Source organism: Streptacidiphilus sp. MAP5-3 (assembly GCF_041262505.1).
Lineage (GTDB): Bacteria > Actinomycetota > Actinomycetes > Streptomycetales > Streptomycetaceae > Streptacidiphilus.
In genome coordinates this window covers 62,656-87,950 of record NZ_JBGCCL010000031.1, presented here as the reverse complement: position 1 = coordinate 87,950, position 25,295 = coordinate 62,656, and the positions used below count along the sequence as shown (strand labels likewise).

22 protein-coding genes and 3 pseudogenes are annotated in these 25,295 nt (G+C 68.9%); 8 read left to right on the top strand and 17 right to left on the bottom strand.

Annotated elements, in window-relative coordinates; translation table 11 throughout:
- Window positions 1-207 (top strand): annotated as a pseudogene (locus ABH928_RS31130) (hypothetical protein); the annotation flags it as partial.
- Window positions 208-454: 247 nt separating this feature from the next.
- Here ABH928_RS31130 and ABH928_RS31125 read toward each other — a convergent pair.
- A pseudogene (locus ABH928_RS31125) lies at window positions 455-610 on the bottom strand (GAP family protein); the annotation flags it as partial.
- 323 nt (window positions 611-933) lie between these two features.
- Window positions 934-1,128, bottom strand: coding sequence for a hypothetical protein (locus ABH928_RS31120; protein ID WP_370071997.1), 195 nt, complete (start codon window positions 1,126-1,128; stop codon window positions 934-936).
- Between the two features lie 389 nt (window positions 1,129-1,517).
- Here ABH928_RS31120 and ABH928_RS31115 point away from each other — a divergent pair, with 389 nt between their 5' ends.
- Window positions 1,518-2,882, top strand: a complete 1,365-nt coding sequence (locus ABH928_RS31115) for a glutamate decarboxylase (protein WP_370071996.1) — start codon at window positions 1,518-1,520, stop codon at window positions 2,880-2,882.
- Window positions 2,883-2,983: 101 nt separating this feature from the next.
- Here the strand turns inward: ABH928_RS31115 and ABH928_RS31110 are convergent, their stop codons facing one another.
- Both ABH928_RS31110 and ABH928_RS31105 read right to left on the bottom strand, forming a co-directional pair.
- Complete coding sequence (locus ABH928_RS31110; protein WP_370071994.1) at window positions 2,984-3,130, bottom strand: hypothetical protein; 147 nt, start codon at window positions 3,128-3,130, stop codon at window positions 2,984-2,986.
- A gap of 267 nt (window positions 3,131-3,397) precedes the next feature.
- The gene (locus ABH928_RS31105) at window positions 3,398-3,784 is read right to left on the bottom strand and encodes a hypothetical protein (RefSeq protein WP_370072000.1); all 387 of its coding nucleotides are present in this window, start codon (window positions 3,782-3,784) and stop codon (window positions 3,398-3,400) included.
- 635 nt (window positions 3,785-4,419) lie between these two features.
- Here ABH928_RS31105 and ABH928_RS31100 point away from each other — a divergent pair.
- Window positions 4,420-4,779, top strand: a complete 360-nt coding sequence (locus tag ABH928_RS31100; protein WP_370071993.1) for a hypothetical protein — start codon at window positions 4,420-4,422, stop codon at window positions 4,777-4,779.
- Here the strand turns inward: ABH928_RS31100 and ABH928_RS31095 are convergent.
- The 8 genes from ABH928_RS31095 to araB form a co-directional block, all read right to left on the bottom strand.
- Window positions 4,766-5,701, bottom strand: coding sequence for an NADP-dependent oxidoreductase (locus ABH928_RS31095; RefSeq protein ID WP_370071992.1), 936 nt, complete (start codon window positions 5,699-5,701; stop codon window positions 4,766-4,768). The two genes, ABH928_RS31100 and ABH928_RS31095, sit on opposite strands and share 14 nt — an antisense overlap.
- Before the next feature lie 1,088 nt (window positions 5,702-6,789).
- Window positions 6,790-7,797 carry an ABC transporter permease gene (locus ABH928_RS31090; RefSeq protein WP_370071991.1) on the bottom strand — a complete coding sequence of 336 codons (1,008 nt, stop codon included), beginning with the start codon at window positions 7,795-7,797 and terminating at the stop codon, window positions 6,790-6,792.
- Window positions 7,794-9,371 carry a sugar ABC transporter ATP-binding protein gene (locus ABH928_RS31085; RefSeq protein WP_370071990.1) on the bottom strand — a complete coding sequence of 526 codons (1,578 nt, stop codon included), beginning with the start codon at window positions 9,369-9,371 and terminating at the stop codon, window positions 7,794-7,796. Before ABH928_RS31085 ends, ABH928_RS31090 begins: the two co-directional genes overlap by 4 nt.
- A gap of 5 nt (window positions 9,372-9,376) precedes the next feature.
- The gene (locus tag ABH928_RS31080) at window positions 9,377-10,528 is read right to left on the bottom strand and encodes a substrate-binding domain-containing protein (RefSeq protein ID WP_370071989.1); all 1,152 of its coding nucleotides are present in this window, start codon (window positions 10,526-10,528) and stop codon (window positions 9,377-9,379) included.
- A gap of 131 nt (window positions 10,529-10,659) precedes the next feature.
- On the bottom strand, window positions 10,660-11,709 hold the full coding sequence (locus tag ABH928_RS31075; protein ID WP_370071988.1) for a LacI family DNA-binding transcriptional regulator: 1,050 nt from the start codon (window positions 11,707-11,709) through the stop codon (window positions 10,660-10,662).
- 237 nt (window positions 11,710-11,946) lie between these two features.
- Entirely contained in the window at window positions 11,947-13,455 is a 1,509-nt protein-coding gene (araA, locus tag ABH928_RS31070) for an L-arabinose isomerase (protein WP_370071987.1), read from the bottom strand.
- Window positions 13,452-14,144: an L-ribulose-5-phosphate 4-epimerase gene (locus ABH928_RS31065; protein ID WP_370071986.1), complete on the bottom strand. Its 693-nt coding sequence runs from the start codon at window positions 14,142-14,144 to the stop codon at window positions 13,452-13,454. Before ABH928_RS31065 ends, araA begins: the two co-directional genes overlap by 4 nt.
- Window positions 14,141-15,862, bottom strand: coding sequence for a ribulokinase (gene araB, locus ABH928_RS31060; RefSeq protein WP_370071985.1), 1,722 nt, complete (start codon window positions 15,860-15,862; stop codon window positions 14,141-14,143). The genes ABH928_RS31065 and araB overlap by 4 nt, the downstream gene beginning before the upstream one ends.
- A gap of 444 nt (window positions 15,863-16,306) precedes the next feature.
- Between araB and ABH928_RS31055 the strand changes: the two genes are divergently transcribed.
- Both ABH928_RS31055 and ABH928_RS31050 read left to right on the top strand, forming a co-directional pair.
- Window positions 16,307-17,371 carry a LacI family DNA-binding transcriptional regulator gene (locus ABH928_RS31055; protein ID WP_370071984.1) on the top strand — a complete coding sequence of 355 codons (1,065 nt, stop codon included), beginning with the start codon at window positions 16,307-16,309 and terminating at the stop codon, window positions 17,369-17,371.
- Window positions 17,372-17,943: 572 nt separating this feature from the next.
- Complete coding sequence (locus ABH928_RS31050) at window positions 17,944-19,494, top strand: alpha-L-arabinofuranosidase B (RefSeq protein ID WP_370071983.1); 1,551 nt, start codon at window positions 17,944-17,946, stop codon at window positions 19,492-19,494.
- A gap of 159 nt (window positions 19,495-19,653) precedes the next feature.
- Here the strand turns inward: ABH928_RS31050 and ABH928_RS31045 are convergent.
- The 4 genes and pseudogenes from ABH928_RS31045 to ABH928_RS31030 all read right to left on the bottom strand — a co-directional run.
- Window positions 19,654-19,794 (bottom strand): annotated as a pseudogene (locus tag ABH928_RS31045) (CBS domain-containing protein); the annotation flags it as partial.
- Window positions 19,795-19,935: 141 nt separating this feature from the next.
- On the bottom strand, window positions 19,936-20,043 hold the full coding sequence (locus tag ABH928_RS31040) for an MBL fold metallo-hydrolase RNA specificity domain-containing protein (RefSeq protein ID WP_370071982.1): 108 nt from the start codon (window positions 20,041-20,043) through the stop codon (window positions 19,936-19,938).
- Window positions 20,006-21,310, bottom strand: coding sequence for an MBL fold metallo-hydrolase (locus ABH928_RS31035; RefSeq protein ID WP_370071981.1), 1,305 nt, complete (start codon window positions 21,308-21,310; stop codon window positions 20,006-20,008). The genes ABH928_RS31040 and ABH928_RS31035 overlap by 38 nt, the downstream gene beginning before the upstream one ends.
- A 222-nt stretch (window positions 21,311-21,532) precedes the next feature.
- A complete protein-coding gene (locus ABH928_RS31030) occupies window positions 21,533-22,015 on the bottom strand; it encodes a hypothetical protein (protein ID WP_370071980.1) in 483 nt (160 codons plus the stop codon).
- A gap of 1,008 nt (window positions 22,016-23,023) precedes the next feature.
- Between ABH928_RS31030 and ABH928_RS31025 the strand changes: the two genes are divergently transcribed.
- The 3 genes from ABH928_RS31025 (at window position 23,024) to ABH928_RS31015 (ending at window position 25,102) form a co-directional block, all read left to right on the top strand.
- The gene (locus tag ABH928_RS31025; protein WP_370071979.1) at window positions 23,024-23,215 is read left to right on the top strand and encodes a hypothetical protein; all 192 of its coding nucleotides are present in this window, start codon (window positions 23,024-23,026) and stop codon (window positions 23,213-23,215) included.
- 124 nt (window positions 23,216-23,339) lie between these two features.
- Window positions 23,340-23,975: a cytochrome b N-terminal domain-containing protein gene (locus ABH928_RS31020; RefSeq protein ID WP_370071978.1), complete on the top strand. Its 636-nt coding sequence runs from the start codon at window positions 23,340-23,342 to the stop codon at window positions 23,973-23,975.
- A gap of 11 nt (window positions 23,976-23,986) precedes the next feature.
- Window positions 23,987-25,102, top strand: a complete 1,116-nt coding sequence (locus ABH928_RS31015) for a hypothetical protein (protein ID WP_370071977.1) — start codon at window positions 23,987-23,989, stop codon at window positions 25,100-25,102.
- Here ABH928_RS31015 and ABH928_RS31010 read toward each other — a convergent pair.
- Window positions 25,048-25,281, bottom strand: coding sequence for a hypothetical protein (locus tag ABH928_RS31010; RefSeq protein ID WP_370071999.1), 234 nt, complete (start codon window positions 25,279-25,281; stop codon window positions 25,048-25,050). The genes ABH928_RS31015 and ABH928_RS31010 overlap by 55 nt on opposite strands.
- Between the last annotated feature and the right edge of the window lie 14 nt (window positions 25,282-25,295).

The window sequence follows — 25,295 nt, the reverse complement described above, 5'->3', positions numbered from 1 at the left end:
GCCCAACGCGAAGAGGTGATCCGCGTCTACACGGCCGATCGCATGGAAACCTCCCGTGCCACCATCCGCCGCCTCGCCGAACGCAGCAACGCCATACGGCAGGAATACACCGCCCGCTATTCGACGCTGCGAGCCCGCCTCTTCGGCTGGTCCCTCGCCGCTACGGCAGTCGCCATCCTGATTCAAGAGCTGCTTCTCGGTCCGTGAACCGCGGCGCACAGCCGGTGCGCAGCGGCCGGATCACACCCCGCGGGCCTGGCGGGCCCGGCGGGCCTGGCGCTGGAAGAGCCGCTCGGAGAACTTCAGCGCGAAGGCGCTGCAGAGCGCCAGCACAATGAGCACGCGCTGGCGGTGACGCCACAAGAGCCATGGCAATCCTCCGGTCTCTGTACCCCGGGTCGATAGCAGCAGCACCGACCTGCTGCGAAGCGACCGTGCACGCGGGCGGGTTGCCGCCAGTAGCCAGGACAACCAGGGCGAGGACGAGAACGAGCGACGAGAGCCAGGCCAGGATAAAGGCCAATCCCTTGCGTACTCCCCGCTCCGCGGACAGCAGGAGAATGAACGCGATGATCGGCGCCGGCTCAAGGGTGATGGCCAGGCCGAGCAGGACGAGTCAAGAACCGTGGCGATCGGCCATCGAGAGCCTCACGAACGTTGGGGGGCGTGCAGGCTTGGTATCCCTCACTCGGCAGGAGGGGTCCAGCGCATTCCTCGACCACGACGGTGCCTTCCGCTGCGGTCAGGCGAGCGGCCCGGGGACTTGGAAGTTGAAGCCTGCCCTGCTCGAGACGCTTACCGCCCTGGACTGCCACAGCAGCCTGGTCCCTTCCACCACACTGACACAGTGCGGCCTGTGGATCTCTTGGGGACTCACCGAACACGGCTCCTTGAGCACGGCCTCTGGAGATGGCGAGCGTATCGACCCGCCGGCTAACCCTTGAGGAAGCGCTCCGCCCACAGTCGCAGCATCTCGTCGTCGAACGCCGGGTTCTCACGCAGGACGCCGGTGAGTGCGAGGCCCCGGTGGAGCACCAGGAGTGACTCGCAGAGCAGGGGGAAGTCCTCGCGGCTGGTGACGCCCGGTCCGAGGATGTCGGCGATGAGGGCGCGTTGGACCGCGCCCACTTCGCCGCGTTCGCGAGGCCGCGGGACGCGACCGAGAGCCCACCGCGGGCGTCATCGCAAGACTGAGACACAAGGGCCTCCTGGGCTTCGGGCTTCGACAATCCCGAGCTGACCAGGAGGCCCTGTCTTCATGCGCGCACCCACTGAAGATCACCCGACCGAGCCGCACCAATCGAACCCGATGCTCACCATGATCGGTACGACAACGGCGTCTAAGGCTCCGAGTGCCGTTCAGGTGTCAACACCCTGATCACGCCGCGTCGCTCATACTCGCAACCTGATCCAAATGGCGCCCTCAGCTCAGCAGATCTGCACTCATCCGGATGTATTCCGAGCCCGTCCACAGGTCCTGGGCATGGCACTCGCGCCGGGGGCGGTTGAATCTCGGTATGAGCAAGAGTGACGCCGCGTCCCTGTTCGGTAACCGTTTCCTCACCATGCCAGCTCCTTCGGAGACGTTCCCCGAAGAGGGCATGACGGCGACGGACGCTATGAGGCTGCTGGACGAGGACCTCGTCATGGAGGGCGACCCGCAGCGCAACCTCGCCACGTTTGTCACCACGTGGATGGAGCCGGAGGCACGACGGATCATCGCCGAGAACCTCCACCGCAATTTCATCGACCACGCGGAGTACCCCATTTCCGCCGAGATCGAGCAGCGCTGCGTGCGCATGCTCGCGGACCTCTTCCACGCACCGGGCAAGACCACCGGATGTCGGACCCAGGGCTCGTCCGAGGCGATCATGCTCGGCGCGCTGTCGCTGAAGTGGAAGTGGCAGGAGCGCCGCCAGGCGGCCAACCTCTCGGTCGACCGACCCAACCTGGTCTTTGGCGGCGATGTCCACGTTGTGTGGGAGAAGTTCTGCCGCTACTTCGACGTCGAGCCGCGGATCGTGCCCCTTGCCGAAAACAAGTACACGATCGGTCCTGAGGACGTGGAGCCCCACCTCGACGAGAACACGATCGGCGTCGTCGCCGTCCTCGGCACCACGTTCACCGGCCACAAGGACGACGTCGTCGGGATCGACAAGCTTCTGCGGGACGTCCACAAGGAACGGGACCTCGACATCCCGATCCACGTTGACGCCGCCAGCGGCGGCTTCGTGTGGCCCTTCCTCTACCCGGACTCGAAATGGGACTTCCGGCTCGAGCGGGTCCGCTCGATCAACGTCTCGGGACACAAGTACGGCCTCGTCTACCCCGGCATCGGGTGGCTGGTCTTCCGTGAGGAGTCCGACCTGGCCGAGAAGCTCGTGTTCTACGAGAACTACCTGGGCAAGACCGACGCGACGTTCACGCTGAACTTCTCGACCGGCGCGTCGATGGTGCTCGCGCAGTACTACAACTTCGTACGGCTGGGTCGCCAGGGCTACACCTACGTCATGGAGACGATGCAGTCGAACGCCCGCGCGATGGCGGACAACCTGCGTAGGAGCGGCCGCTTCGAAGTGATCGGCAGCGACCTGGAGCAGCTACCGCTGGTGGCTTTCCGCCTCACCGGCAAGCACGCCTACGACGAGTCCGACATCGCCTGGCAGCTCCAGGCCGAGCGCGGCTGGATGGTGCCGGCGTACACGCTTCCGCCCAACGCCGAGCGGGTGAAAATCCTGCGTGCCCTCGTCAAAGAGACCCTGAGCCGCGAGCAGATCCATCGCCTGACCCAGGACATTGCCAACGCGTGTGCCACCTTGGACCACAAGGGTACGACCAGCGACGTCGAGCGGGCCCGGGTCAAGAGAGGGACGGGCTACTGACGCCCGCAACCCACACCCCTCTGGGACGGGCGGCGGAGTCGCTCCCTGGAGTTGAGCGTTGCGTCATCGTCAGAGGTGATGGCGGCGGCGTGCCCCCGCCGTCAGTGATCACGCGGTGCTTCGAGCCCGGCGGGCTCGATCGACCAGGCGGGTCGCTTCGGCGCGGCACCGTCCGAGTCGGTGACGACGGGGAACAGGGCTTCGCTCTGGGTGGCGGCGGGGTGGGTGCGGTGAGACCGGGTGCCCACGTCAGCTCCCGCGCAGCCATCAGCTCCGACGCTGCCGCCGCGTGCCGATAGATCCCCGACAGCACGTCCTCGCCCAGGCCGGGGCTGGGGGTCCAACTCTTCTTCCTTGCCCTCCGCCGTGAACTCCGGATTCCAGGCATACCCCACCCCCGCCATCCCACTGGCGTCCAGCACCTGACGGATCCGCGCTCCGGTCCCGATCGGCACCGTCGACTTCACCACCACGGCACGTAGCGCGGGCGCGCGCTTCAGGCCCTCGACCACCGACTAGACCCGCGACAGATCGGCGGCGCCCGTCGGCCCAGGCGGGGTGTCCACGCACGCGTAGGCGACCTCCGCCTGCGCCAGGGCCAGGCCCGCATCCAGAGTGAACGTCAGCCGCTCGGCGTTGCCCTGCAGCAGCGCGGCGAGGCCGGGCTCGTAGAATGGGACCTCGCCGCGCCGCAGCGCCTCGACTCTGTCCTCGGCGACGTCGCGCAGGACGACCTGGTGGCCCAGTTCGGCCAGGCACGCGCCGGTCACCAGACCGATGTAGCCCGCTCCGAAGATGGTGATTCGACGGCTCGACTCAACACCCGATGGCGGGGAATCCTCTCGACTCCCCCGAGGCCGCGGCCCGGACCCGATGAAGCACTCTACTGCGCCGCCCGGCATCGGCGGCGTGACCCGTGAATCCTGGCGACCGCTCCAGTACTGCCTCACTGCAGCTGAGTTGACCGGTGGCCTGGGCAAGGTGCTGACTTGACTGCCCCCTCCCTGATGGGAGGGGATTTCTGACTCACGCTGACTGATCGTCCTGCGGACGCTCTGTTCTTCCACGATCAACACCAGCCGGGTTCAGACCAGCCCGGACGAGCATCACTGAAGGCGCGCACGATTTGCCTTCCTGACGCATGATCAGAAAAGTCAGCATTAGGTCAGCATTGCTCTGGCCGACGTTGTCAGGCGCGGACATACTCGGGATCCGCAGTTCATCCCCGCCAGATCGACACGCCCCCCGGATCCGCCGGCCACGGCTTGCCCTCAGATTGCAACTTCTGCACCTGGCAGAACGGCCGCTATCGCCGTGCAGCACGGAAGGACCTGGTCACGGGCTTGCCCGGCGCCCCACACCAACCTCGCCCCCAAGGTCCACCCTCCAGGCGGACACTCGATCCGAGTCCCCCGCAAAGCTCCCTTGAACTAGGCTGTAGCTTCTGGCCAGAGGGAATGTCGGGCATATCACAACCCTGGCGTTTCTTCCCTGCTCAGAGGTGTGTCGCATCCTCCGTGGTCAGCAAAAGTCAGCATTGGTCGCGGAGGAGTCCCAGAGCATCGCAGCAAAGACCCTGGCCCACGGCATAGGCCAGTTCTTCAAGGACCGCACCCGTCCCGAGTCGCGGTGGGCGAACTGCCCGCACAACTGCACGATCAGGTACCGGAACGCCCAGGGCCAGCAGACCGGGGAAGCTGGGTTCTCCAACCAGGAGAAGGCCACCGCCCGCCTGACGGAGATCTACCGGGAGAAGCGCGAGCTCGCGGCAAAGAACCCGAGCAAGGCCGAGCACATCCGCAAGTACGGCTCCCTGCGCTTCAAGGAGTACGTGACGGAGTGGAGTGCGGGCGCTGGGCATGACACCGAGGTCACCAGTCTCGTTACGGGGCGGTGATGACGACTTTGCCCCGGATGTGCTTGCCCGCGAAGTCGGACACCGCCTGCGGGGCGTCGGCGAACGGGTAGGTAGCGCCGACCTCCACCCGCAGCCGCCCGTCGGCCGCGCGGGCGGCCAGGTCCTCCAGGTCGCCCGGCTCGGCGGTGAAGCTGCCGATGTAGACACCAGTGACTCCCCGGCCCAGGTCCTCCGGCCCGAACAGCGGGGAGACCAGCCTGCCCCCAGCGCGGACCGCGCGGGCCGTGCTGGAGAGCGCGTCACCGCGATTGATCAGGTCGACCACCGCATCCACCCCGTCCGGGACCTGACGCAGCGTCTGCTCCGCGACGTCGCCCGCCTTGTAGTCGACGGTGCCCTGCGCGCCGAGCCCGCGCACGTAGTCCGCGTCCTCGGGGGTTGCTGTGGCGATCACCTTGGCGCCGAGTGAGGCGGCGAGCTGCACCGCATACAGGCCGATGCCTCCCGTCGCGCCGACCACCAGTACGCTCTCGCCCACTGCCAGGCCGACTGCGCGCAGCAGGCACATGGCCGTCATCCCGGACTCGGGGATGGCCGCGCCGTGCGGTGCGACCAGGCCGGCGGGCCGCTTGGCGAGGTGCGGGCCCACCGCGACCACGGTGTACTCGGCGACGGCCCCGGCTTGACCGGTGAAGGCGAGCACCGGGTCGCCCGGTGCGTAGGCCGTCACCCCCTGACCGACTTCGGCGACGGTGCCCGCGGCGTCCATCCCCACGACGAGCGGGTGCTCGACCGGGAAGACCTCCTTCATCGCACCCGTGATCAGCGCAAGGTCCAGCGGGTTGAGGGCTGCGGCTTCCACCTTGACCAGCACCTCACCGGGACCTGCGACGGGCTTCGGGATGTCAGTGACGATGACCCCGTCGAGCGTCGTGTACTCGCGGGTTACGAGAGCCTTCATTCGGGAACTCCGGGGTGTCGGGGCGTCAGCGCGGAACAGGCCTCGTTCACTTCTACACCCTTGCGTCTCTGAACCCAGGTAAGCAGCGTCGGCGGCGCGGCCGCCAGCGGTGCTCTCCGACTCGGGCGTCCCCGAGGCCACCATCTCCGGCCTGTCCGGCGGCGCCTTCTCGATCACCTGGAACGGCCTGTCATCCGGTCGGTGTACCGACACCCGTGCAGGTCGAGTGAGAGGGGCGGGCCGACCGCCCCTACCGCGCGCCGATACGGCGGACGCCCCCAGCGCGTGTAGCTCCGTGCTCGGCCCTGGCGTTCTTCCCCGAGCCGGGCCATCCTGGCGCACTGAGCACCCGTCGGGCGGCGGAGGCCGGCGTGCCGTGAGCGGTGTCCTGCATGGACGCCCCCGCTCAGCTGGGGTACCGAGCAGCCCGGAACCAGAGGATGACGACGGTATCCCGTGGATGAGTGACGTGGGGATCGAGGCGAGGCAGGAACCATCCGACTCCGGGGAAGCGTGGACTCAGGAGGAGCCCGGGCCTGCCTCGATCCCCACCACAGTTCAGGCCCGTCCAAGGGTGTTCTCCAGACCGTGCCGACCTGCCAGCAGGGCCACGTCTCCCAGAGCGACGACTACTGCGATTACTGCGGACTGATCATTTCCGCAGGACCGCAAACCGCGCAGACGCCCGCGACCGGACGGCCTGGGCCTGAGCAGCCCACGCCGTCGGCTGATCTGCCGGCATGTCCGGCGTGCGCCACCCCGAGCACCGGTCGGTACTGCGAGGAATGCGGCTGCGACCGGGAGCTTCGCATCGGCTGCCATTGCCTTCACTACGGTCACGCAATACTGACGTAACGTCAGGAGTTGACTGCGCCTCTCCGTCTGGATCGGCCATCTCCATCTCGAGAATCGCATTGCTCGCGGAGGGCGAGATCCTGACCGGGTTCGCTGACCCGCGCCATGTCGCGGACTGTGAACTGGCACGGGTGCAGCGCACGCCCGCAGAGCTGCGCGGGCGCCTGTCTGAGGTCGGCGCCCGCGCGAAGCAGCTGAGGACGCCGATCGCGAAGCCCTCGCCACCCCCTGTTTCAGGTGCGCTTTGCGAGGTGCCCGGCTCGCAGGCGGTCGGCGAGGATGGCGATGCCCAGGACTCCGCCCAGAACGATATTGGTGTAGTTGGAGTTGATCTGAAGCGTCGTCAACCCGTTGTTGATCAGCTCCAGCAGAATCGTGCCTGCCACGATTCCGAGGATCCGGCCCTGGCCGCCGACCAGGCTGACACCGCCGATGACCGCCGCGGCGATCGCGGAGAGCTCCCATCCGACACCGACCCCGCTGGCGGAGCCGACACCCATGCGACCGAGTACCAGCATCGAGGCCAGGCCGGACAGGAGGGAGCTGGCCACGTACATCGAGATGACCCGCCGGTCGCCCCGGATGCCGGCCAGGCGCGCCGCCTCGGGATTGCCGCCGACCGCGTACACCTGGCGTCCCGCGTAGGTGCGTTCCAGGAAGAACCAGGCCAGCACGGCGACGATGACGAAGAGGATCAGGGGCACGGGGATCTGGGCGATGTAGGTCTGCCCGACGTCGCCGAAGAAGCCGGAGATCCCCACGATCGAGGTGCCCGAGGTGATCGCCAGGGTGACGCCCTGCGCCACCGTGTACGTCACCAGGGTCACGACGAAGGGCGGCATCTTGAGCCGTGTCACCGCGACGCCGTGCCACAGGCCCACAAGTCCGGTGATGGCGAGCGTCGCGATCACGGCGACCCCGGCCGGCAGGCCGGCCCGGACGTTGAACCAGGACATGAGGATCACCGAGGTGCCCAGCAGCGCGCCGACCGAGAGGTCGATGCCGCCGGTGAGGATGACCAGGGACTCCCCGATCGCGATGAGCCCGTACTGGGCCAGGTCGAAGCCCATGCCCTGGAGGTTGACCGCGCTGGCGAAGGTGTCACGGGCGAGCGCGAGTCCGATGAACACGGCCACGCAGGCTGTGACGACACCGACTTCGGGTGTCTCGACCAGGGTGCGCAGTCGGTGCCGCGAAGGCGTCTCGGCTCCCTCGCGGAGGGGAGCGGTCTGGGTGGTCATGCCGGTTCCTCCGTGCCTACCAGGTGCTGGGTGCCTGCGGCTGCTGTCATGATCCGTTCCTTGGTGAAGTGCTCACGCTGCAAGTCGGCGACTATCTGCCCGTGGGCCATGACGACGATCCGGTGACAGATCCAGAGCAGCTCCTCCAGTTCCGAGGAAGCCACCAGAACCGCCAGCCCGTTGCGCGCCGCCTTGTCGATGAGGTGGTAGATCTCGGCCTTCGCGCCGACGTCGACGCCACGGGTGGGCTCGTCCAGGAGCAGGAGGTCGGGGTTCGCATGCAGCCAGCGGCCGAAGACCACCTTCTGCTGGTTCCCGCCGGACAGGGATCCGATCGGCTGCTCCTGCGAGTGCATGCGCACCCCCAGGTCCTTGACGATCTGCCGTGAGCGGTCCTTGTCCCCCTTGGGGGTGAGCACGCCGTGCGAGGAGTCGCGGCGCAGGGTGGCCAGCGTCGCGTTCCATCGGACCGGGTGGTGCAGGAGCAGGGACTGCTCCTTGCGGTCCTCGGGTACCAGCCCGATTCCGGCGGCGACCGCGTCGGCCGGGTGCCGCGGGCGGAAGGGCTTTCCGTTCAGTTCCGTCTCACCGCCGGTGCGGGGCTGGGCGCCCATGACGGTGTGGAGCAGCCGACTGCGGCCGGAGCCCATCAGTCCGGCGACACCGACGATCTCTCCCGCGCGCAGCTCCAGGTCGACCGGGCCCAGGCCGTCGGCGGTCAGCCCGCGGGTGGCCAGGACGATGCGGGAGTCCACGGTGAAGGGCGGCGCGATGTCGCCGTGGGCCAGCTCGCTGCCGACCATCTCGCGGATCATGCGCTCCTCGGTGGCCTCCACCGGGCTGAGGTCCGCCACCAGCCTCCCGCTGCGCAGGACCACGACGCGGTCGGCGATGTCCCGCACCTCGTCGAGGCGGTGGCCGATGAACAGGACGGCTCCCCCCGCCGCGGTGTGCCGCCGGGCCAGGTCGAGCACCTTCCCGGCCTCCACCGGCCCCAGCGACGACGTGGGTTCGTCGAGGATGAGGACCAGGGGCCGGTTGCCCCAGGCCTTGGCGATCTCGATCATCTGCCGCAGCGGGACCGGCAGTTGCTCCACCGGCCGCTCGACGTCGACGCCGTGGACGCCGATGTCCTCGAGCAGCTCCCGGGCCTCCCTGGTGGTGCCGGAGCGGTCGAACAGCGCCCGGCGCAACGCGCCTGCGTTCTGGGTGGCACGGGTGTGGCGGCCCAGCAGCAGGTTCTCGGCGACGCTGAGCCGGCCCACCAGGGGGAACTCCTGCGCGACCATGCTGACGCCGAGGGCCTTTGCGTGGTCGGGCCGCCCCGGCTGCAGGGCCTGGCCGGCGATCAGGATCTCCCCCGCCGTCGGGGAGACGGTGCCGGACAGCACACCCATGAGGGTGGACTTTCCGGCGCCGTTCTCTCCTACGACACAGGTGATCTGACCACGCCGTAGCTCGAGCTCGGGGATGTCCAGTACGGTGACGGGACCGTAGCTCTTCTTCACCGCGCGCAGCACCGCAGCCGCGTCGGCAGCGTGCCCCGTGCTGGTGCGGGGAGCACTGGTGGTCATCTGTCTCACCCCGAGATGCCGAGCTGGGCCTGCTTGGCCTCGAAGGCGCTCAGGTTGCCCTGGGTCAGCACGCCGACGCCGGAGCTGAGGGTGGTGCCGTCGGACTCCAGGTAGGGCTTGACGATGTTCATCGTGGCGTTCGTGCCCAGCACCTTGAGTGCGGCGAGCAGGTAGGCGCCGGTGTAGCCCTGCTGGTAGGGCGACTGGACGATGCTGGCCTGGATGACGCCCTGCTTGATGAAGGTCAGGGTCTGCGCGTCCGTGTCGTCGGAGATGACCTTGACCTGGCCTGCCTTCCCGGCTGCCTGGACCGCCTGCGCGGCCGAGGGGCCGTCGTAGGAGTAGACCCCGTACAGGCCGTTGACGTTGGGGTCCGTCTGGATCGCGGTCTGCGCGTTGGTCAGGGCGTTGGAGGCATCCATGCCGTCCGACAGCTTGTTGACGACCTTGATGGCGGTGCCTTTCAGGGCGTCCTCGAATCCCTGGATGCGCTGGACCGCGTTGGACGCGGTGAGCGAGCCGACCAGGATCACCACCTCGCCCTTGCCCCCGAGTGCGGCCTTCATCGCCTCACCGGCCTTCATGCCTGCCTCGTAGTTCGGGGTGCCCAGGTAGAGGGCGGCGCCGTCCTCGGCGGGGAGGGGCGAGTCGATCGCCAGTACCGGGATTCCGGCCGAATCGGCGGATTGGATGGGTGACTTGATCGCGGTCGGGTCGATCGCCGAGACGGAGAAGGCGGAGATGCTCTGGCCGCGCAGGGTCTGGATGAGCGAGAGCTGCTGGTCGAGCCGGCCGTTGGCGGGGGCCTGGAAGGTGCCCCTGACTCCGAGGTCCGCGATGCCCTTGTTGAAACCGACCTTTCCGGCGTTCCAGTAGTCCACGGCGACGTTCACGACCATGGCCAGGTCCAGGCTGGACAGGTTCTTGCCCTGCAGAGCCGCCTTGAGGGCGGCGTCGACCTTGGCCAGGTCGGTGTCGTTGAACGTGATGTCGCCTTGGATCGGCGCTGCCGCGGCGGTGGCACCCGAGCTGCCGGCGTCGCTGCTGCTGCCGGCACCCTGCTTGCTGCAGGCGGTCACGGTCAGCGTCATCGACGCGACTGCCACGATGGCCGCGACACGGAGGCCTCTGGCCCGGCGGGTTGCGGTAGCGCTCATGATGTCCTCTTCCGACTTCTGTCAGGGGTGGGTGGTGAGGAACGACCGCGCGGAGGTCGCACGGCCAAGTCTGTTATCGCTAACATGCATGGCTGTCAGTTCGCTGTGCACGTGGGCTCGGTGAGACGAGGTCAGCGCCCCGGAGGACGCCCGCTGCTGGCCCGCAGGACCAGCTCCGGTGCGACAATCGCCGCCTGGTGGCCCACGGTCGTGCCCTTCTTGCGGGGATCGGGGGTCTCGACATGGTGCACCAGCAGTTCAAGGCCGCGTCGGCCCAGCTCGCCGAAGTCCTGCCGCACAGTCGTGAGCGGCGGGGCGAGGAACGCGGCCTCGGGGATGTCGTCGAAACCGACGACGCTCACGTCCTCAGGTACCCGCCGACCGATCTCGTGGAAGGCACGCAGAACTCCGAGCGCCATGTGGTCGTTGGCACAGAAAATCGCAGTCGCCGAGGAGTCACGACGCAGGCGCAGGCCCGCCTCGTATCCCGATCGGGACGACCAGTCGCCGGAAAGACTGTCGGGAACCCTCCGGGACCGGGCTCCAAGTGCGTTGCGCCATCCCGCCTCCCGCGCGTTGGCCTCGAGCCAGTCCGCCGGTCCCGCGACGTGGTGCACGGTCTCATGACCGAGGTCGAGCAGGTAGCGGACGGCTGCCTCGGCGCCGACGAGGTTGTCCACTCCCGCCCCCGGCAGTCGGGCGGGGTCGATCGCGCCCACGGTGACCATGGGGACGGTGCCGATGCGCTGCGCGAAAGCGGCGACGGTCAAGGCCTGCGACGCGATGACGGCGATGCCTTCGACGGCCTGGTCGCGCAGTCGGTCCACGGCTTCGCGAACGGAGCGGACATCCTGGTAGCGCAGACTCGCGATGCTGACGAAGTATCCGGCGCTGCGCGCCGCCTGCTCGATGCCGTGCAGCATCTGCGCAGGCCCGTAGAGCGCGCTGTCGAAGCTGATGACGCCGAGGGTCCGGGAACGACGGGTCACCAGCATGCGCGCCGCGGCGTTCGGACGGTAGTCCAGCTCACGGACTGCGGCCAGCACCCGCTCCCGGGTTGCCGGGCGGACGTTCGGACGGTCGTTGAGCACGCGGGAGACCGTCTGGTGGGAGACGCCGGCCAGTGCCGCGACATCCGCCATCACGGCTTGCACACCGTGGGCGGTCCTATCTGCTGGCATGTGCGACTCCTGGCCGTTCGGTGCTCTGAGAGAGGCTGGGGCTGCCGGCCCGCACTCGGCCCGACAGCCCCAGTGGTCGGGGGCACTCGATTGTTAGCGTTCACATACAGGCGCGTCAATGGGTCTTGCAGGTCACGATTGCGTTTCCCCCAACCCACGCCGAAGGGCATGCGGCAGCAGCGTCTCCGCGCATCAACCGAAGAGAGCGGCCCCGGGCACCGCAGCACGCTCGCGGGCTCAGAAGCCCTGCGCCAGACGGTGATAGGCCTGGTTCCAGCGCAGTTCCTGGGTGAGGCGACGCACCGTGGTGCCCGCGTCGATCAGGGCCAGTTCCGTGCCCGTCATCTCCGCGAAGTCATACAGCTCCTCGCTCCCGACCGCGGTGGAGAGCACCGTGTGATGGGGCCCGCCCGCAGTGAGCCACGCCTCCGCCGAGGTGGTCAGGTCCGGGCGCGGTGCCCAGACGGCGCGAGCCACGGGCAGGGCGGGCAAAGGCTCAGGCGGTTCGACGATGTCGATCTCGTTGGCCACCAGCCGGAACCGGTCGCCCATGTCCGCGAGACCGACCACCACGCCGACGCCGGGGTCCGCGTCGAAGACCAGCCGCACCGGGTCCTCCCGGCCGCCGATGCCCAGCGGGTGGATCTTCGCGCTCGGCCGAGCCGTGGTGATGCTGGGGCACACCTCGAGCATGTGCGCGCCGAGGATCAACTGCCGCCCGGGTGTCAGGTCGTAGGTGTAGTCCTCCATGAAGGACGTGCCCCCCGGGCGCCCTCGGCCCATGGACTTCAGCGTGCGCAGCAGCGCGGAGGTCTTCCAGTCGCCCTCGCCGCCGAAGCCGTACCCGTCGGCCATCAGCCGCTGCACCGCGACTCCTGGTAGCTGACGCAGGCCGCCCAGGTCCTGGAAGTTGGTGGTGAAGGCCTTGAAGCCGCCCTCACCCAGGAAGGTGCGCAGGCCGACCTCGATCCGGGCCGCGTAGCGCAGCGAGGCATGCCGCTCTCCCCCCTTCCGCAGTTCCGGAGCGACTGCGTACAGCTCCTCGTATTCCTTGGCCAACGCGTCGGCATCGGCATCCGAGACCGCGTCGACCACCTCGACCAGGTCGTTGACGCCGTAGGTGTTCACGGAGACGCCGAACCGCAGTTGCGCGTCGACCTTGTCGCCCTCGGTCACCGCGACGTCGCGCATGTTGTCCCCGAACCGGGCGATCCTCAGGCTGCGCAGCTCAGCGCGCCCCGCCGCGGCACGGGTCCACACCCCGACCCGGGAGGCGACTCGCGGGTCGCTGACGTGACCGGCGACCGTTTTGCGGGGTACGCCGAGACGTGACTGGACGTAGCCGAACTCGCGGTCGCCGTGGGCTGCTTGGTTGAGGTTCATGAAGTCCATGTCGATGCCGGCCCAGGGGATCTCGACATGCGACTGAGTGTGCAGGTGCAGCAACGGCTTGGCGAGCGCGTCCAGACCAGCGATCCACATCTTGGCCGGGGAGAACGTGTGCATCCAGGCCACGACACCGATGCAGGCGTCGTCCGCGTTGGCCTCCAGCATCACCCGGCGGATCGCCGCGGCATCGGTCAGCACCGGCTTCCAGACCAGCTCGGCTGCCAACTCGCCGCTTGCGTGCAGCTCCTGCGAGATCGCCCGGGACTGCGCGGCGACCTGCCCCAGGGTCTCCTCTCCGTACAGGTGCTGGCTGCCGGTGAGGAACCAGACCTGCTTCAGGTCGTCGGGAGTGGTCATGCGCCGGCTCCGGTCGTCGTCGTGTTCTGCTGGCCGTAGACGTTCTGGTAGCGGTCGTAGAGCTTGTCGATGTCGGCCTGGCCAAGCCGGGGCACCGGACCCAACTGCCGGGCCAGGTGCACGGTCCGTGCCACGTCCTCGCACATCACCGCTGCCTTGACGGCCGCCTTGGCGTCCTTGCCGATCGTGAAGACGCCGTGCTGACGCATGAGGACCGCGGGTGAGCGATGGTCCTTGAGGGTTGCCACGATGCCCTCGCCGATGGAGTGGTCACCGATCAGCGCGAAGGGCCCGACGGGGATGTCGTCGCCGAACTCGTCCCCCATGGCCGTGATCGCGCAGGGGATGGGCTCTCCGGCGGCGGACCAGGCGGTGGCGTAGGGCGAGTGGGTGTGCACCACTCCCCCGACCTCGGGCATGTTCCGGTAGACGTAGGCGTGGGCCGCGGTGTCGGAGGACGGCTGATGGTGGCCGTCGACGACACTCCCGTACAGATCGGTGACGATCATCGAATCGGGGGTGAGGTCCTCGTACGAGACCCCGGAGGGCTTGATCACCATCAGCTCCCTGCCGGGAACGCGGGCACTGACATTGCCACTGGTCCAGGCGACCAGCCCCCAGCGGATCAGCTCCGCGTGCAGGGCGCAGACTTCGGTCCTGAGCGCGTCAGTTGCTTCGGCAGTGCTCATGCGGGGGCTCCGTCGAGGTCGGGGAGGACGTTCGTGGTCCGTGCCTGGGCGCGCATGACGCGCAGCCGGTGCATCGCGGCGGAGCCGCCGCGGCCGAAATGGTCGTGCAGCTCCTTGTATTCGGCGTAGAGGAGGTCGTAGACGCGGGCCCGTTCGGGGTCGGGGGTGTACACGGCCCGGTGGATGCTGCCCATCGCGGCCGAGGCGGCGTGGATGTCCGGGTGGGCCCCGGCTGCCACCGCGGCGTGGACGGCGGAGCCCAGGGCGCCGCCCTGCTCGGAGCCGATCACGTTGATCGGACGGCACAGTACGTCGCTGTAGATCTGCATGAGGAAGGCGTTCTTCGGCAGGCCGCCTGCCACGGTGAACTCGGTGACCGGGACCCCGGCGAGCTCGAATGCGTCGACGACGGTGCGTGCGCCAAAAGCGGTGGCCTCCAGCAGCGCGCGGTAGATCTCCTCAAGGCGGGTGTCCAGGGTCAGTCCGAGCACGAGCCCCGACAGGTGGTGGTCGACCAGAACGGACCGGTTGCCGCTGTGCCAGTCCAGCGCCACCAGGCCGTGCGCACCGACGGGCTGAGCCGCGGCCTTCTCGGTGAGCAGCTGGTGCGGACCGATTCCACGCTCCCGGGCTTCACGGGCGTACTCCTCCGGCATCGCCGTACGCACCGCCCAGGCGAAGATGTCACCGACACCGGACTGGCCGGCCTCGTACCCCCAAAGGCCGGGGACGACCCCGTCCTTCACGACTCCGCACATCCCCGGTACGTCGGCGAGCCGGTCGGAGTTCATGATGTGGCAGGTGCTGGTGCCCATGATCGCCAGCATGTGTCCGGGCTCCAGGGCCCGGGCGGCGGCATTGGTGACGTGGGCGTCGACGTTGCCCACGCTGACCGGGATGCCCTCGTTCAAACCGGTCCACGCCGCCGCCCGGGAGCTCAGGGCGCCTGCGCGGCCGCCCGGCGGCGACAGGGGGAAGTCCAGCTTGTCGGTGAAGTCGCCGAACCCGGGATTGAGCTCACGCAGGAAGTCGGCGCTGGGACGCCCCGAGTCGCCGAGCAGGTCGGGCTGATGGATGCCCTTGTAGCCGGCGGTGCACAGATTGCGGCTCTCGGCGCCCGTCAGCTCCCAGACGATCCAGTCCGCCGCCTCGATCCACCGCTCCGCCGCCCGGTACAGTTCGGTGTCCTCTTCGAGGAGTTGCAGTGCCTTGGCGTACTCCCACTCGCTGGAGATCCTCCCGCCGTAGCGCCGCAGCCAGCTCTCCCCGCGCTGGGTGGCGAGAGCGTTGATCCGGTCCGCCTGCGCCTGCGCGGCGTGGTGCTTCCACAGCTTCGGGTACGCGTGCGGCCGCGCCGCGTAGTGCGCCAGTTCGCACAGGGGCGTCCCGTCCGCAGTGGTAGGCAGCACGGTGCACGCCGTGAAGTCGGTACCGATGCCGATCACCTGGCCCGCCGTCACGCCAGCCCGCTCCAGGGCCTTGGGCACTGCGAGGCGCAGGACGTCACGCCAGTCCTCGGGCACCTGCAACGCCCAGTCGGGCGGAAGCCGCTCACCGGTCGCGGGGAGCAGGTGCTCGACCGCCCCGTAGCGGTATTCGTGGACGGCCTCTCCCAGCTGAGTGCCGTCGGCGACGGAGACGACCACGGCACGGCCGGACAGAGTGCCGAAGTCCACGCCGATCGTCACCGCCTCGTCGAGTGGTATGCGCTCTCGCACCAGAAGGCTCCAGTCGTATGCGCCCGGCTCGGGGCCAGGGCAAATGTTAGCGATAACAATCTGCTCGAGGTCGGCCGCAAGTAACGGTCGGGGCGATCTCCAGCTCCGGGCGCATCGCAGGCCCGCCGCCCGCCGGGTGCATGGCGGTGCAACGGCCAGCAGCCAGAGCGATTGTGAACGCTAACAGGAGGCAACGTCAACCACTCGGCACCCGGAGACGCCGGATCCAAGCCGTCGGCCGGTGCCGCTCGGCGCGTTCGAGATGGCCATACCCAGCCGGAACCCCGCGCAGCCCTGTGTGACGGGCTGTCCGTTCGCTCAGCGGCTACCTTTTCCGGAGCGTGAGCGGCACCAGGTGCCAGTCGTAGTGACCGCGTCCTGCGCGCAGACCTTGGGCCTATAGTTGTGTGAGCGTGCACAGTCGTGCCGACGGAGGAGGAAGCGATGCCGCGTGGCGTGGAGAGTGCCGCGGGGCCTCGGCCCCCGACGATGGCGGACGTCGCCCAGCGGGCGGGTGTGTCGCACCAGACCGTCTCGCGCGTGCTCAGCGACCACCCCCATGTGCGCGAGGTGACCCGAGCCGAGGTGCTCCGCGCGATCGAGGAGCTGGGCTACCGGCGGAACTCCTCCGCACGCGCCCTGGTGACCCGGCGCACGCTGACCCTCGGGGTGGTGGCGTGCCATCCCACCCTGTTCGGCCCTGCCAGCACACTGCTCGGGCTGGAGGAGGCGGCCCGGGACGAGGGCTACATGGTCTCCACCGTGAACCTGCGTCACTACACCCGGACCGCTCTGTCCGACGCCATCGACCACCTGCGCGATCGGGGCGTGGAGGGGATCGTTGTCATCGTCCCGCAGCGCGAGGCCGTCTCTGCGCTCACCGAACTGAAGGTCCCGCTGCCGATGGTCACCGTCGAAGGCGGCCACGACCTGAAGATCCCCAGCGTCTCGGTGGACCAGCAACTCGGCGCGCGTCTGGCCACCGGCCACCTGCTCGCCACCGGCCATCCCACGGTGTGGCACGTGGCCGGGCCGATGGACTGGCTGGAGGCAGAGGCGCGGTGCACGGGCTGGCGGGCGGCGCTCGAGGAGGCCGGTGCTCCGGTCCCTGAGCCGCTCGTAGGAGACTGGACGCCGTTGTCGGGCTACCGCATCGGCCAGGAGCTGGCCGGACGAGTCGCGATGGATGCGGCGCAGCGGCGTGCCCAGGGGCCGACGGCCGTGTTCGTCGCCAACGACCAGATGGCGCTGGGCGTACTGCGTGCGCTGCGCGAAGCCGGCATGTCGGTTCCCGACGACGTGGCCGTGGTCGGCTTCGACGACATCCCCGAGGCGGAGTTCTTCCTTCCGCCGCTGACGACGATCCGGCAGAACTTCACCGCCGTGGGCCAGGCCAGCATCAGCCTGCTGGTCAGCCTGCTCGACACGCAGGCGACCCGACGCGATGAGCGAGTGGTCATACCGCCCCGCCTGGTCATCCGCGCCAGCAGCGCCGCCGCACTGCGTTGAGTCTCCGCACCGCTCTCTGCTTCCGGTGCGAACCGACCCGCCGGCACCGGCCGGCGTCACCCGCCGCATGGTGATGCACCGTCGGATGCAGCGTCCACCGCACCCCGCCCAGGCCCTGTCGTCAAACTCGCGTCGGATCAGCCCGGGTTGTCTGGTGCGGACAGCTGCAAGGCGGAGGATCGCCCTCGTACTGGGCCGTACTTGGGTGATGCGACAACGCAGCGTGGGGGCACCCCCTAGCCGAAGGCCGGGGGAGGCCGTACCAGGCAAGCCGGGCCCGGCGGGAGTTTGACGACAGGGCCTAGCCGTCCCCGCCGCCCCCTGGCCTCGCGGTTCCCCGAAGGTCCGTCAGAGTCCTTGACGTGCCTAGGCCATATGGTCATAGTGATGGCGATCGAGCAATCCCCCTCCCATCTTTCCGAGGGTGTTGTCCGTCCAGGAATGTTAGCGCTAACAGAGATCGCTCCCCTCCACGAGCTGCGGAGACGTCCGCTCCGTGCCGCGTGCGGTCCGTGAGACCGCCGTGCGCCCGGCAGCTCCTCCAACCACTCGAAGAGCAAAGGAGTCCGTGCATGACTGCCCACACGTGGCTGAGCCGTGCCCGCCGCGCCCTACTCGCCGGCGCGGCCGCGGCCGCGCTCGCCGTCGGGGTGCTCCCCGGCACCACCACGACCTCGCATGCCGCCACCCAAGCCCCGTGCGACATCTACGCCGCGGGCGGCACGCCGTGCGTCGCGGCGCACAGCACGACCCGCGCACTGTACGCGTCCTACGACGGACCGCTCTACCAGGTCCGCCGCGCCTCTGACAGCGCCACCCTGAACATCGGCGTCCTGAGCGCGGGAGGCTACGCCAACGCCGCTGCACAGGACTCGTTCTGCGCCGGCACGAGCTGTGTCATCACCCTCGTCTACGACCAGTCCGGGAGAGGCAACAACCTCACCCAGGCCCCCGCGGGCGGCGCGGCGGGCGGCCCCGACAACCTCGCCAACGCGTACGCCGCACCCGTAGTCGCTGGCGGACACGAGGCCTACGGTGTCTACATCGCGCCCGGCACCGGCTACCGCGACGACAACACCTCCGGAATCGCCACCGGCGACCAGCCCGAGGGCATGTACGCCGTCCTCGATGGCACCCACTACGACGCCGGGTGCTGCTTCGACTACGGCAACGCCGAGACCAGCAACACCGACACCGGCAACGGCCACATGGAGGCGATCTACTTCGGCAACATCAAGGCCTGGGGCTACGGAACCGGCAACGGGCCGTGGGTGATGGCCGATCAGGAGAACGGCCTGTTCTCCGGGGTCAACGCCGGCTACAACGCCAACGACCCCAGCGTGGACCACCGCTTCCTCACCGCCATGGTGAAGGGCGAGCCCAACTACTGGGCCATCCGCGCGGGCGACGCCCAATCCGGCAGCCTGTCGACCTACTACAGCGGCACTCGCCCCAACGTGTCCGGGTACAACCCCATGCACAAGGAAGGGGCCATCATCCTCGGCATCGGCGGCGACAACAGCGACAGCTCGTCCGGCACCTTCTACGAAGGGGTGATGACCTCCGGCTACCCCTCCGACGCCACCGAGAACGCCGTGCAGGCCAACATCACCGCCGTCGGCTACACCACCACATCGGGCGCCGGGACCCTCGCCCCCGGCTCCCGCATCTCCCTCCAGGCCACCACCACCTGCTGCACCTCCGACTACATCCGCCACGACGACGCCGACACCAAAGCCGTGATCTCCCCCATCGACTCCACCAGTTCGGCGACGGACAAGGCGGACGCCACCTGGATCGTCCATCCCGGACTGGCAGACAGCTCCTGCCTGTCGTTCGAGTCGGCCGACGACTCGGGCCAGTACCTGCGGCACTCCGACTACGAGCTGTACCTGCAGCCCTTCGACGGCTCGGCCCTGAACGCACAGGACGCCACCTTCTGCCCGCAGACCGGCCACAACGGCCAGGGCTACTCCTTCCAGTCCGACAACTACCCCGCCCAGTACGTCCGCCACTACGACGACAGCGTCTACATCGCCGGCGACGGAGGTTCCAACACCTGGGACACCACCACACTCTGGAGCGACGACACCAGCTGGCTCGTCACCCAACCCTGGGGCTGACCGCCAGACAAGGTCCACGGGACGCAGGCGGTACCACCGCGAGGCGCGCTGGTACCGCCTGCGTCCCGTGGACCTGCCTGGTTCGTGCCCTCGTAGATCTGGGTGGTTTGGAGGTGGGCCGCGGTGACCTGATCCTTGGCCCGCGGCCAGCTTCGCGAGCAGGTCGGGTGCGCAGACCGTCCCCATCGGCCGCCCCTGCCGGTCCACGACCGGCAGGTCGTCAAGCCCGTTCTCGTGCAGCGCGGCGAGTGCTGCGGCGAAGTCGGCGTCGGGCGCGACCGCGATCACCCGGGGGGCCATCAGTTCCTCGACGCGGCAGTGTCGCGGCAGCGAGGTCCGGTCCGGTCGGGCGTGGTCGCCCGGGCTCGGGTGCACCGTCCTGGTCATGGTCCTCGGCCTCCTTCGGCCACTTTTCCTGTCCCTACGGTGCGGCGTCCGGGCTCAGCACACGAGCACGCGCTCGCCGGAACGCGGCACCACCGCGTTCCAGCCCAGCTCCTGCTCAATCCGGTCACGCAGGCGCTCGGAGCCCTCCGGATCGCCGTGCACCAGATGGACGGCGTGCGGAGGCTCGTGCGCGCCACGCAGCCAGGCAGCCAGGCAGCCAGGCAGCCAGGCAGCCAGGCAGCCAGGCAAGGATCTCGTCGGCGTCGGCATGGGCGGAGAAACCCCGCACGTCCACCACTTCGGCGCGGACGGGAACGTAGGTGCCGAACATCTTGAGCGAGCGGGCACCCTCGACCAGGTCGCGGGCCCGCGTCCCCTGGGCGGCGAAGCCGACGACCATGACGGTGTTGCGGGGGTCGGGTAGCAACCGACGCAGGTGGTGCACGACACGCCCACCGGTGGCCTTGCCACAGGCGGAGACGATGACGCTCGGCACCAGGCTGTGCTCGATCGCTTCCGACTCCTCGCACGTGCGGGCGGCTGTGAAGGGCTCCGGGTCGAGCGCCGCCCCGGCGTCGGCGAGGAGCTCGGGCCGCAGCTGCGGCGAGCGGCGGTCGAAGGCGTCCTGGTAGACGCCCAGCGCGCGCAGCGCCATCGGGCTGTCCACGAAGACGGGCACCCCGGCCGGAAGTGCGCCGGTGCGCCGCAGCTCGGCCAGTTCGTGCAGTACGACCTCGGTACGGTCCACGGCGAAGGACGGGATCAGCACGCTGCCGCCACGGGCGAGGGTGCGGGTGAGCGCGGCGGCGAAAACCGTCCGGGAGTTCGAGTCGTCGTGGTGTCGGTTGCCGTAGGTCGACTCGACGAGCAGCACGTCCGCGCCCGAGCAGGGCTCGGGCGGCAGCAGCAGCGGGTGGACCTGGCGGCCCAGGTCACCGCTGAAGGCAACGGTGCCGCCGTCCTCCAGGTCCAGGTGGGCCCAGCTGGAGCCCAGGATGTGGCCGGCGTGGTGCAGGCGAAGCACGGTTCCCTCGGCGATCTCGGCGTCCTCGGCGATCTCGACCGGACACAGCAGAGCAAGAACCTGTTCGGCGTCCTCCTCCGTGTAGAGGGGCATGGCCGGACGGTGCTTGGTCCAGCCCTCCCGGTTGGCGTGCAGCGCTTCCTCCTCCATCAGATGGGCGCTGTCACGCAGGATCAGCTCAGTGAGACGGGCCGTGTCGGGGGTGCAGAGGACCGGTCCGTGGAACCCCTCCCGCACCAGGCGGGGCGGGTAGCCGGTGTGGTCGAGGTGCGCGTGGGCGACCACGACGCACTCGACGTCGCGCGGATCCAGCGGCAGCCCACGCCAGTTGCGGCGGCGCAGCTCCTTCTGGCCCTGGAAGAGCCCGCAGTCGACGAGGACCCGGGCGTGGTCGGTCTCGACCATGAACTTCCTGCCCGTGACGGTCCCCGACGCCGCCGAGGAAGGTCAGCAGCCCGGGACGGAGGAGCGGGTGCGGGGTGGGGACGGCCGAGACGTCGCGGAGCGCGTTGGTCATGGGACACCTGCTTCCCGGGCCGGTGGGGCCGCGTCGAGGACTGGTGCTCCCACCCTGGACGGGCTCCGACGTACGTCCCTCCCACCGGGCCGAACGTCCCTGATTGCAGCTCATCTGCGGCGGGACCAGAGCGGCTCGAACACCTGCCACTCCGCCTCCCAGGCCTCCTCGTCACGGCGGTTCAGGCGCCACCGCACGAGAGAACCGGCAGAGACGAGCACGATGTCCCCGCCGAGCATGGCCAACACGCCCACCAGGGCGGCGGTTCCCCCGGTGTTGAGCGCGGAGGTGGGCGCCGCCGCAGGACTCCCGCTCGCGTCCAGCCAGACCCGGACCTGGTCCGCAGGGCCGACCGCGGCCGGGACGCTCACGACGCTTCGCTGGACCTTGCCGTCGGCAGCAGTCCAGCTCACCTCGGCCACCTCGCCACCCACACCGGTCATGTAGGGCTGGCCGACGATCCTGGCCTGCACTGGGTGCAGGTGCCGCGCCTGGTCGAGAGTGTGGGCACGTCCCTGCTGGTAGACGGACATCCCGATCAGTGTGCCGAGCACGGCCGCCGCGAGGACGGCGAGGAATTGGAACTTCACCAAGGCCGACCGCCACCGGTCGGTCGGGCGACGCAGCATACTGCGGTGGCGTGACAGCACCACGGCGAGACGAGAGCGTCTCGGAGCGGGGACGGACGGACCGGGTGCGGCTGCGGGCGTTGCCATGGGTCTCGCCTCCTCAGTGGTTCCGACGGCCTCGAAGCGATCGGCCTCACGGGTAGCTTGGGCCTCCTGCCGGGCAGCCCGGGAGGACCGGGCGGGCCCCATTCCGCCGCCGGTCGGCCCCGTCCGGCCAGGCCTGTGGGCCGGACGGCCCTCCCGCGCCGGAGGTCCGTGACGTTCCTGGGAACACCCCAGTCGGCGGACCCGTCATCGGCGTGGTCTCCCCGCACTCGGGCCCGCATACGGGGCTCGCCCTCGGTGCGGGCGCCTGCCTCGCAGCCGCCGTCCTGGGCCTGCTCGCCCTGCCCGGCGTCCCCCGCCATCCCCGCTTTGTCGAAAACACCGCCGCCCGCTCATAGCCTCCCCGTCCACCACCGAAACCGACCGGACCTGACCCACACGGCAGAATGCCGTCGCCCCTGCTCGCTCCCAAACCGCCGCCGACGGCCCAGGGGAGGTACTTGCATCCGGGAAGCCAGTCCACAGCGCCAGCCTTCCGGCGGCACAAGAAGCGGAACGGTCCGAGGACCGGAACGTCTGCCGTAAGTCACGGGGCCGGAGGCCCACGCCTTGATGCCTCCGTGGCGCTTGCTCCGACTGGCCCAGTGCTGGCCGGACAGTCGGACGAACCGGTCGCGCGGCCCGCCACACGGGACATCGGAGTCTGATGCCCGGTCCCCCAGAACCGACGCTCATACGATCGGGGGAAGCCGGGGCCGCGGAAAGCGTCCGGCTCGCCTCGGTCGAATAAGGTGGCACTCCTATCAACCTGACGGCAATGCGCCACTCCAGAGGCAACCGAGATGCAATCGGTTATCGCTTCGGCGGCGTCGCCGCCAAGTCGTGTGCGCCGCGCTCGCCCACCGGTTCGCCGGAAGAAGGTGAAACATGCTCAATCAGCTGTGGGGGCCGGTATTCGACCTGGTTGGTGAGGGCGGATTCCACGCCGCCACCTTCAGTTGGTTCACGCTCAAGGCCGCCAATCTCGTCGAGATGGGTTTGGTCGTGCTGATCTTCATTGCCGGATTGTTCATCAAGCTTCCAGGCGGGAAAGCCGAGTCGCCGGAGGACAAGCGATGAGCGGCCCGGCAGCCACGACCCGTCACCTTCGTGCCGGGAGCGTCAGGTGAGCGACGACGGCGCGGCACCAAACCGAGAGCCGGACCAGGTCACTGGCGCCACGGGTACCGAACCGTTCTCGTGGGTGAGGCCCAGCCCGTGGCTGCGGAGTTACCTGGTCCGCAACTTCCCGCTGCGCAGGTTGCTGCCCGACCGGGAACCGGCGTACGTCACCTCGGTTCTGTACACCATGGGCGTCCTGACTCTCGCCTCGCTCATCGTCACGATCATGAGTGGCACGATCATCGCACTCGGCGGGGTGTCGTTCTGGCACACGAACTCCTTCGGGGCGTTCATGAACAGCATTCACTTCTGGGGAGTGCAGGCCATGTTCCTCTTCATGGCCGTGCACTTCATCACGAGCTTCTTCACCATGGGCTGGCGTGGCGGGCGCGGCTGGACGTGGATCACCGGCGTCCTCGCGTTCATCCTGAGCATCCTGACGGCTTTCACCGGCTTTCTGATGATGACGAACTGGGACAGCCAGTGGATCGGCCAGCAGGCCAAGGACGCGTTCAACGCCATCGGCATCGGCGCGGTCTGGAACGTCATGAACGCGGGCCAGCAGATCACCTTGCACGTGGTGGTCACGGTCGCCGTGCTGCTGTTCGTCGTCTCGGTGCACATCGGTCTGATCCGGCGTCGGGGGGTGGCGCCGCCACCCGGCGCCGAGGCACTGGAGGTCCCCGACGTTCGACTCCAGGCGTCGGACCGAGGCTGAGAGAGGCGACGATGGCTGCCCCGACCCACGAGCCCGCCGAACCACGCGCGAAGCGGCACCCGATCGCCACCTGGCAAGGCCCCGAACGACGCTTCGACCTCATCACCGAGGGCACCGTCGCGGTAGTCGTCATCGCCCTGCTGTGCGTCCTCGCCGCCAGTCTGTGGGGGTCCCCCGACGGCGGTCTCACCTACCCCAACGCGCCGGTCTCTCCGCCCGGGCAGGCGTTCAGCGCCCGGTACTGGGACGCCAACGACCCCTCCGACCTGGCCCAGACAGCGGTACAGGAACTGCTCGGGGGCAGCAAGACCGCCGGCTACGGCCCGCCTTTCAACACCACCTCCGGGGCGTCTCAGGAGTTCATCGGGATCCACCCCGCAGACGTCGCACGATCGATCTTCGGCCTGACCCTCCCGATCAACACCGCCGACGACTTCGTCCTGGCCCCGGTCTCACAGATCGTCTCACCCTACGATCCTGCGGTCGCTGTCGCGGTCCGCCAGTACAAGCGCGCGGGTGGCGATCTGTCGCCCGGTGCTTCGGCCGACCGGCTCGCGTCCCCACTGCAGACGACCTGGCTCGACAACTACGCCAAGGCACTGGCCGCATCGACGGCGAAGTTCACTGCCACCACGGCCACGGTGCCACCGGGAAACTACGGCCCCGTCCCCGTGATCATCCAGGCGGAGCAGCTCATCGCCTCCAACGGAAGCCTCGACGGTTACCTCCAGGGCAGCGACCACCAACTGAGCACCGACACGACCAAGGGGACCATGTTCTTCAGCGACGGCACCCTCTGGGGCACCATCGCGACAGCCCAAGGCGTGGCCGGTGACCAGTGGGGCGTCATGAACGAACTGTGGGACTACCCCGGCCAGGTGTGGCTCTGGCTGTACGCAGGGATGTACCAGATCCCCGCGTTGAACCCCTCCGGCAACGCCAACCTCGACCTCGACGTCGGCCTGCTCATGATCCTGCTCGGCTTCCTGCTGCCGATGTTCGCGCCATGGATCCCGGGCATCAACCGCATTCCCCGATGGATCCCCCTCTACAAGATCATCTTCCGCGACTACTACCGCGACGCAAGCGCCAAGAAGCGGAACGGCCGTGATCGTTCGGGGAGTTGACGCATCTCCACGACGCGCAGGCCCAGGTTCTGGAAGCGAACAAGAAGTCCGTACAGGTGCGCCTCGTCGGTGACCGGTCCGTACAGGACGGTCTGATGGGGCACGACAAAGCTGTCCAGTTCTGGGAACGAGGTGAAGTTCCTTGGCTTTGCGGTCCGCTTCGCTGCGACGGGTGACAGACACTTTGCGGTTG

Excerpts from the sequence above, each read along its gene's own strand:
- ABH928_RS31115 (WP_370071996.1), top strand. The coding sequence starts at position 1,518 with ATGAGCAAGAGTGACGCCGCGTCCCTGTTCGGTAACCGTTTCCTCACC.
- ABH928_RS31105 (WP_370072000.1), bottom strand. The coding sequence starts at position 3,784 with ATGCCGGGCGGCGCAGTAGAGTGCTTCATCGGGTCCGGGCCGCGGCCT.
- ABH928_RS31095 (WP_370071992.1), bottom strand. The coding sequence starts at position 5,701 with ATGAAGGCTCTCGTAACCCGCGAGTACACGACGCTCGACGGGGTCATC.
- ABH928_RS31090 (WP_370071991.1), bottom strand. The coding sequence starts at position 7,797 with ATGACCACCCAGACCGCTCCCCTCCGCGAGGGAGCCGAGACGCCTTCG.
- ABH928_RS31085 (WP_370071990.1), bottom strand. The coding sequence starts at position 9,371 with ATGACCACCAGTGCTCCCCGCACCAGCACGGGGCACGCTGCCGACGCG.
- ABH928_RS31080 (WP_370071989.1), bottom strand. The coding sequence starts at position 10,528 with ATGAGCGCTACCGCAACCCGCCGGGCCAGAGGCCTCCGTGTCGCGGCC.
- ABH928_RS31075 (WP_370071988.1), bottom strand. The coding sequence starts at position 11,709 with ATGCCAGCAGATAGGACCGCCCACGGTGTGCAAGCCGTGATGGCGGAT.
- araA (WP_370071987.1), bottom strand. The coding sequence starts at position 13,455 with ATGACCACTCCCGACGACCTGAAGCAGGTCTGGTTCCTCACCGGCAGC.
- ABH928_RS31065 (WP_370071986.1), bottom strand. The coding sequence starts at position 14,144 with ATGAGCACTGCCGAAGCAACTGACGCGCTCAGGACCGAAGTCTGCGCC.
- ABH928_RS31055 (WP_370071984.1), top strand. The coding sequence starts at position 16,307 with ATGCCGCGTGGCGTGGAGAGTGCCGCGGGGCCTCGGCCCCCGACGATG.
- ABH928_RS31050 (WP_370071983.1), top strand. The coding sequence starts at position 17,944 with ATGACTGCCCACACGTGGCTGAGCCGTGCCCGCCGCGCCCTACTCGCC.
- ABH928_RS31035 (WP_370071981.1), bottom strand. The coding sequence starts at position 21,310 with ATGGTCGAGACCGACCACGCCCGGGTCCTCGTCGACTGCGGGCTCTTC.
- ABH928_RS31025 (WP_370071979.1), top strand. The coding sequence starts at position 23,024 with ATGCTCAATCAGCTGTGGGGGCCGGTATTCGACCTGGTTGGTGAGGGC.
- ABH928_RS31015 (WP_370071977.1), top strand. The coding sequence starts at position 23,987 with ATGGCTGCCCCGACCCACGAGCCCGCCGAACCACGCGCGAAGCGGCAC.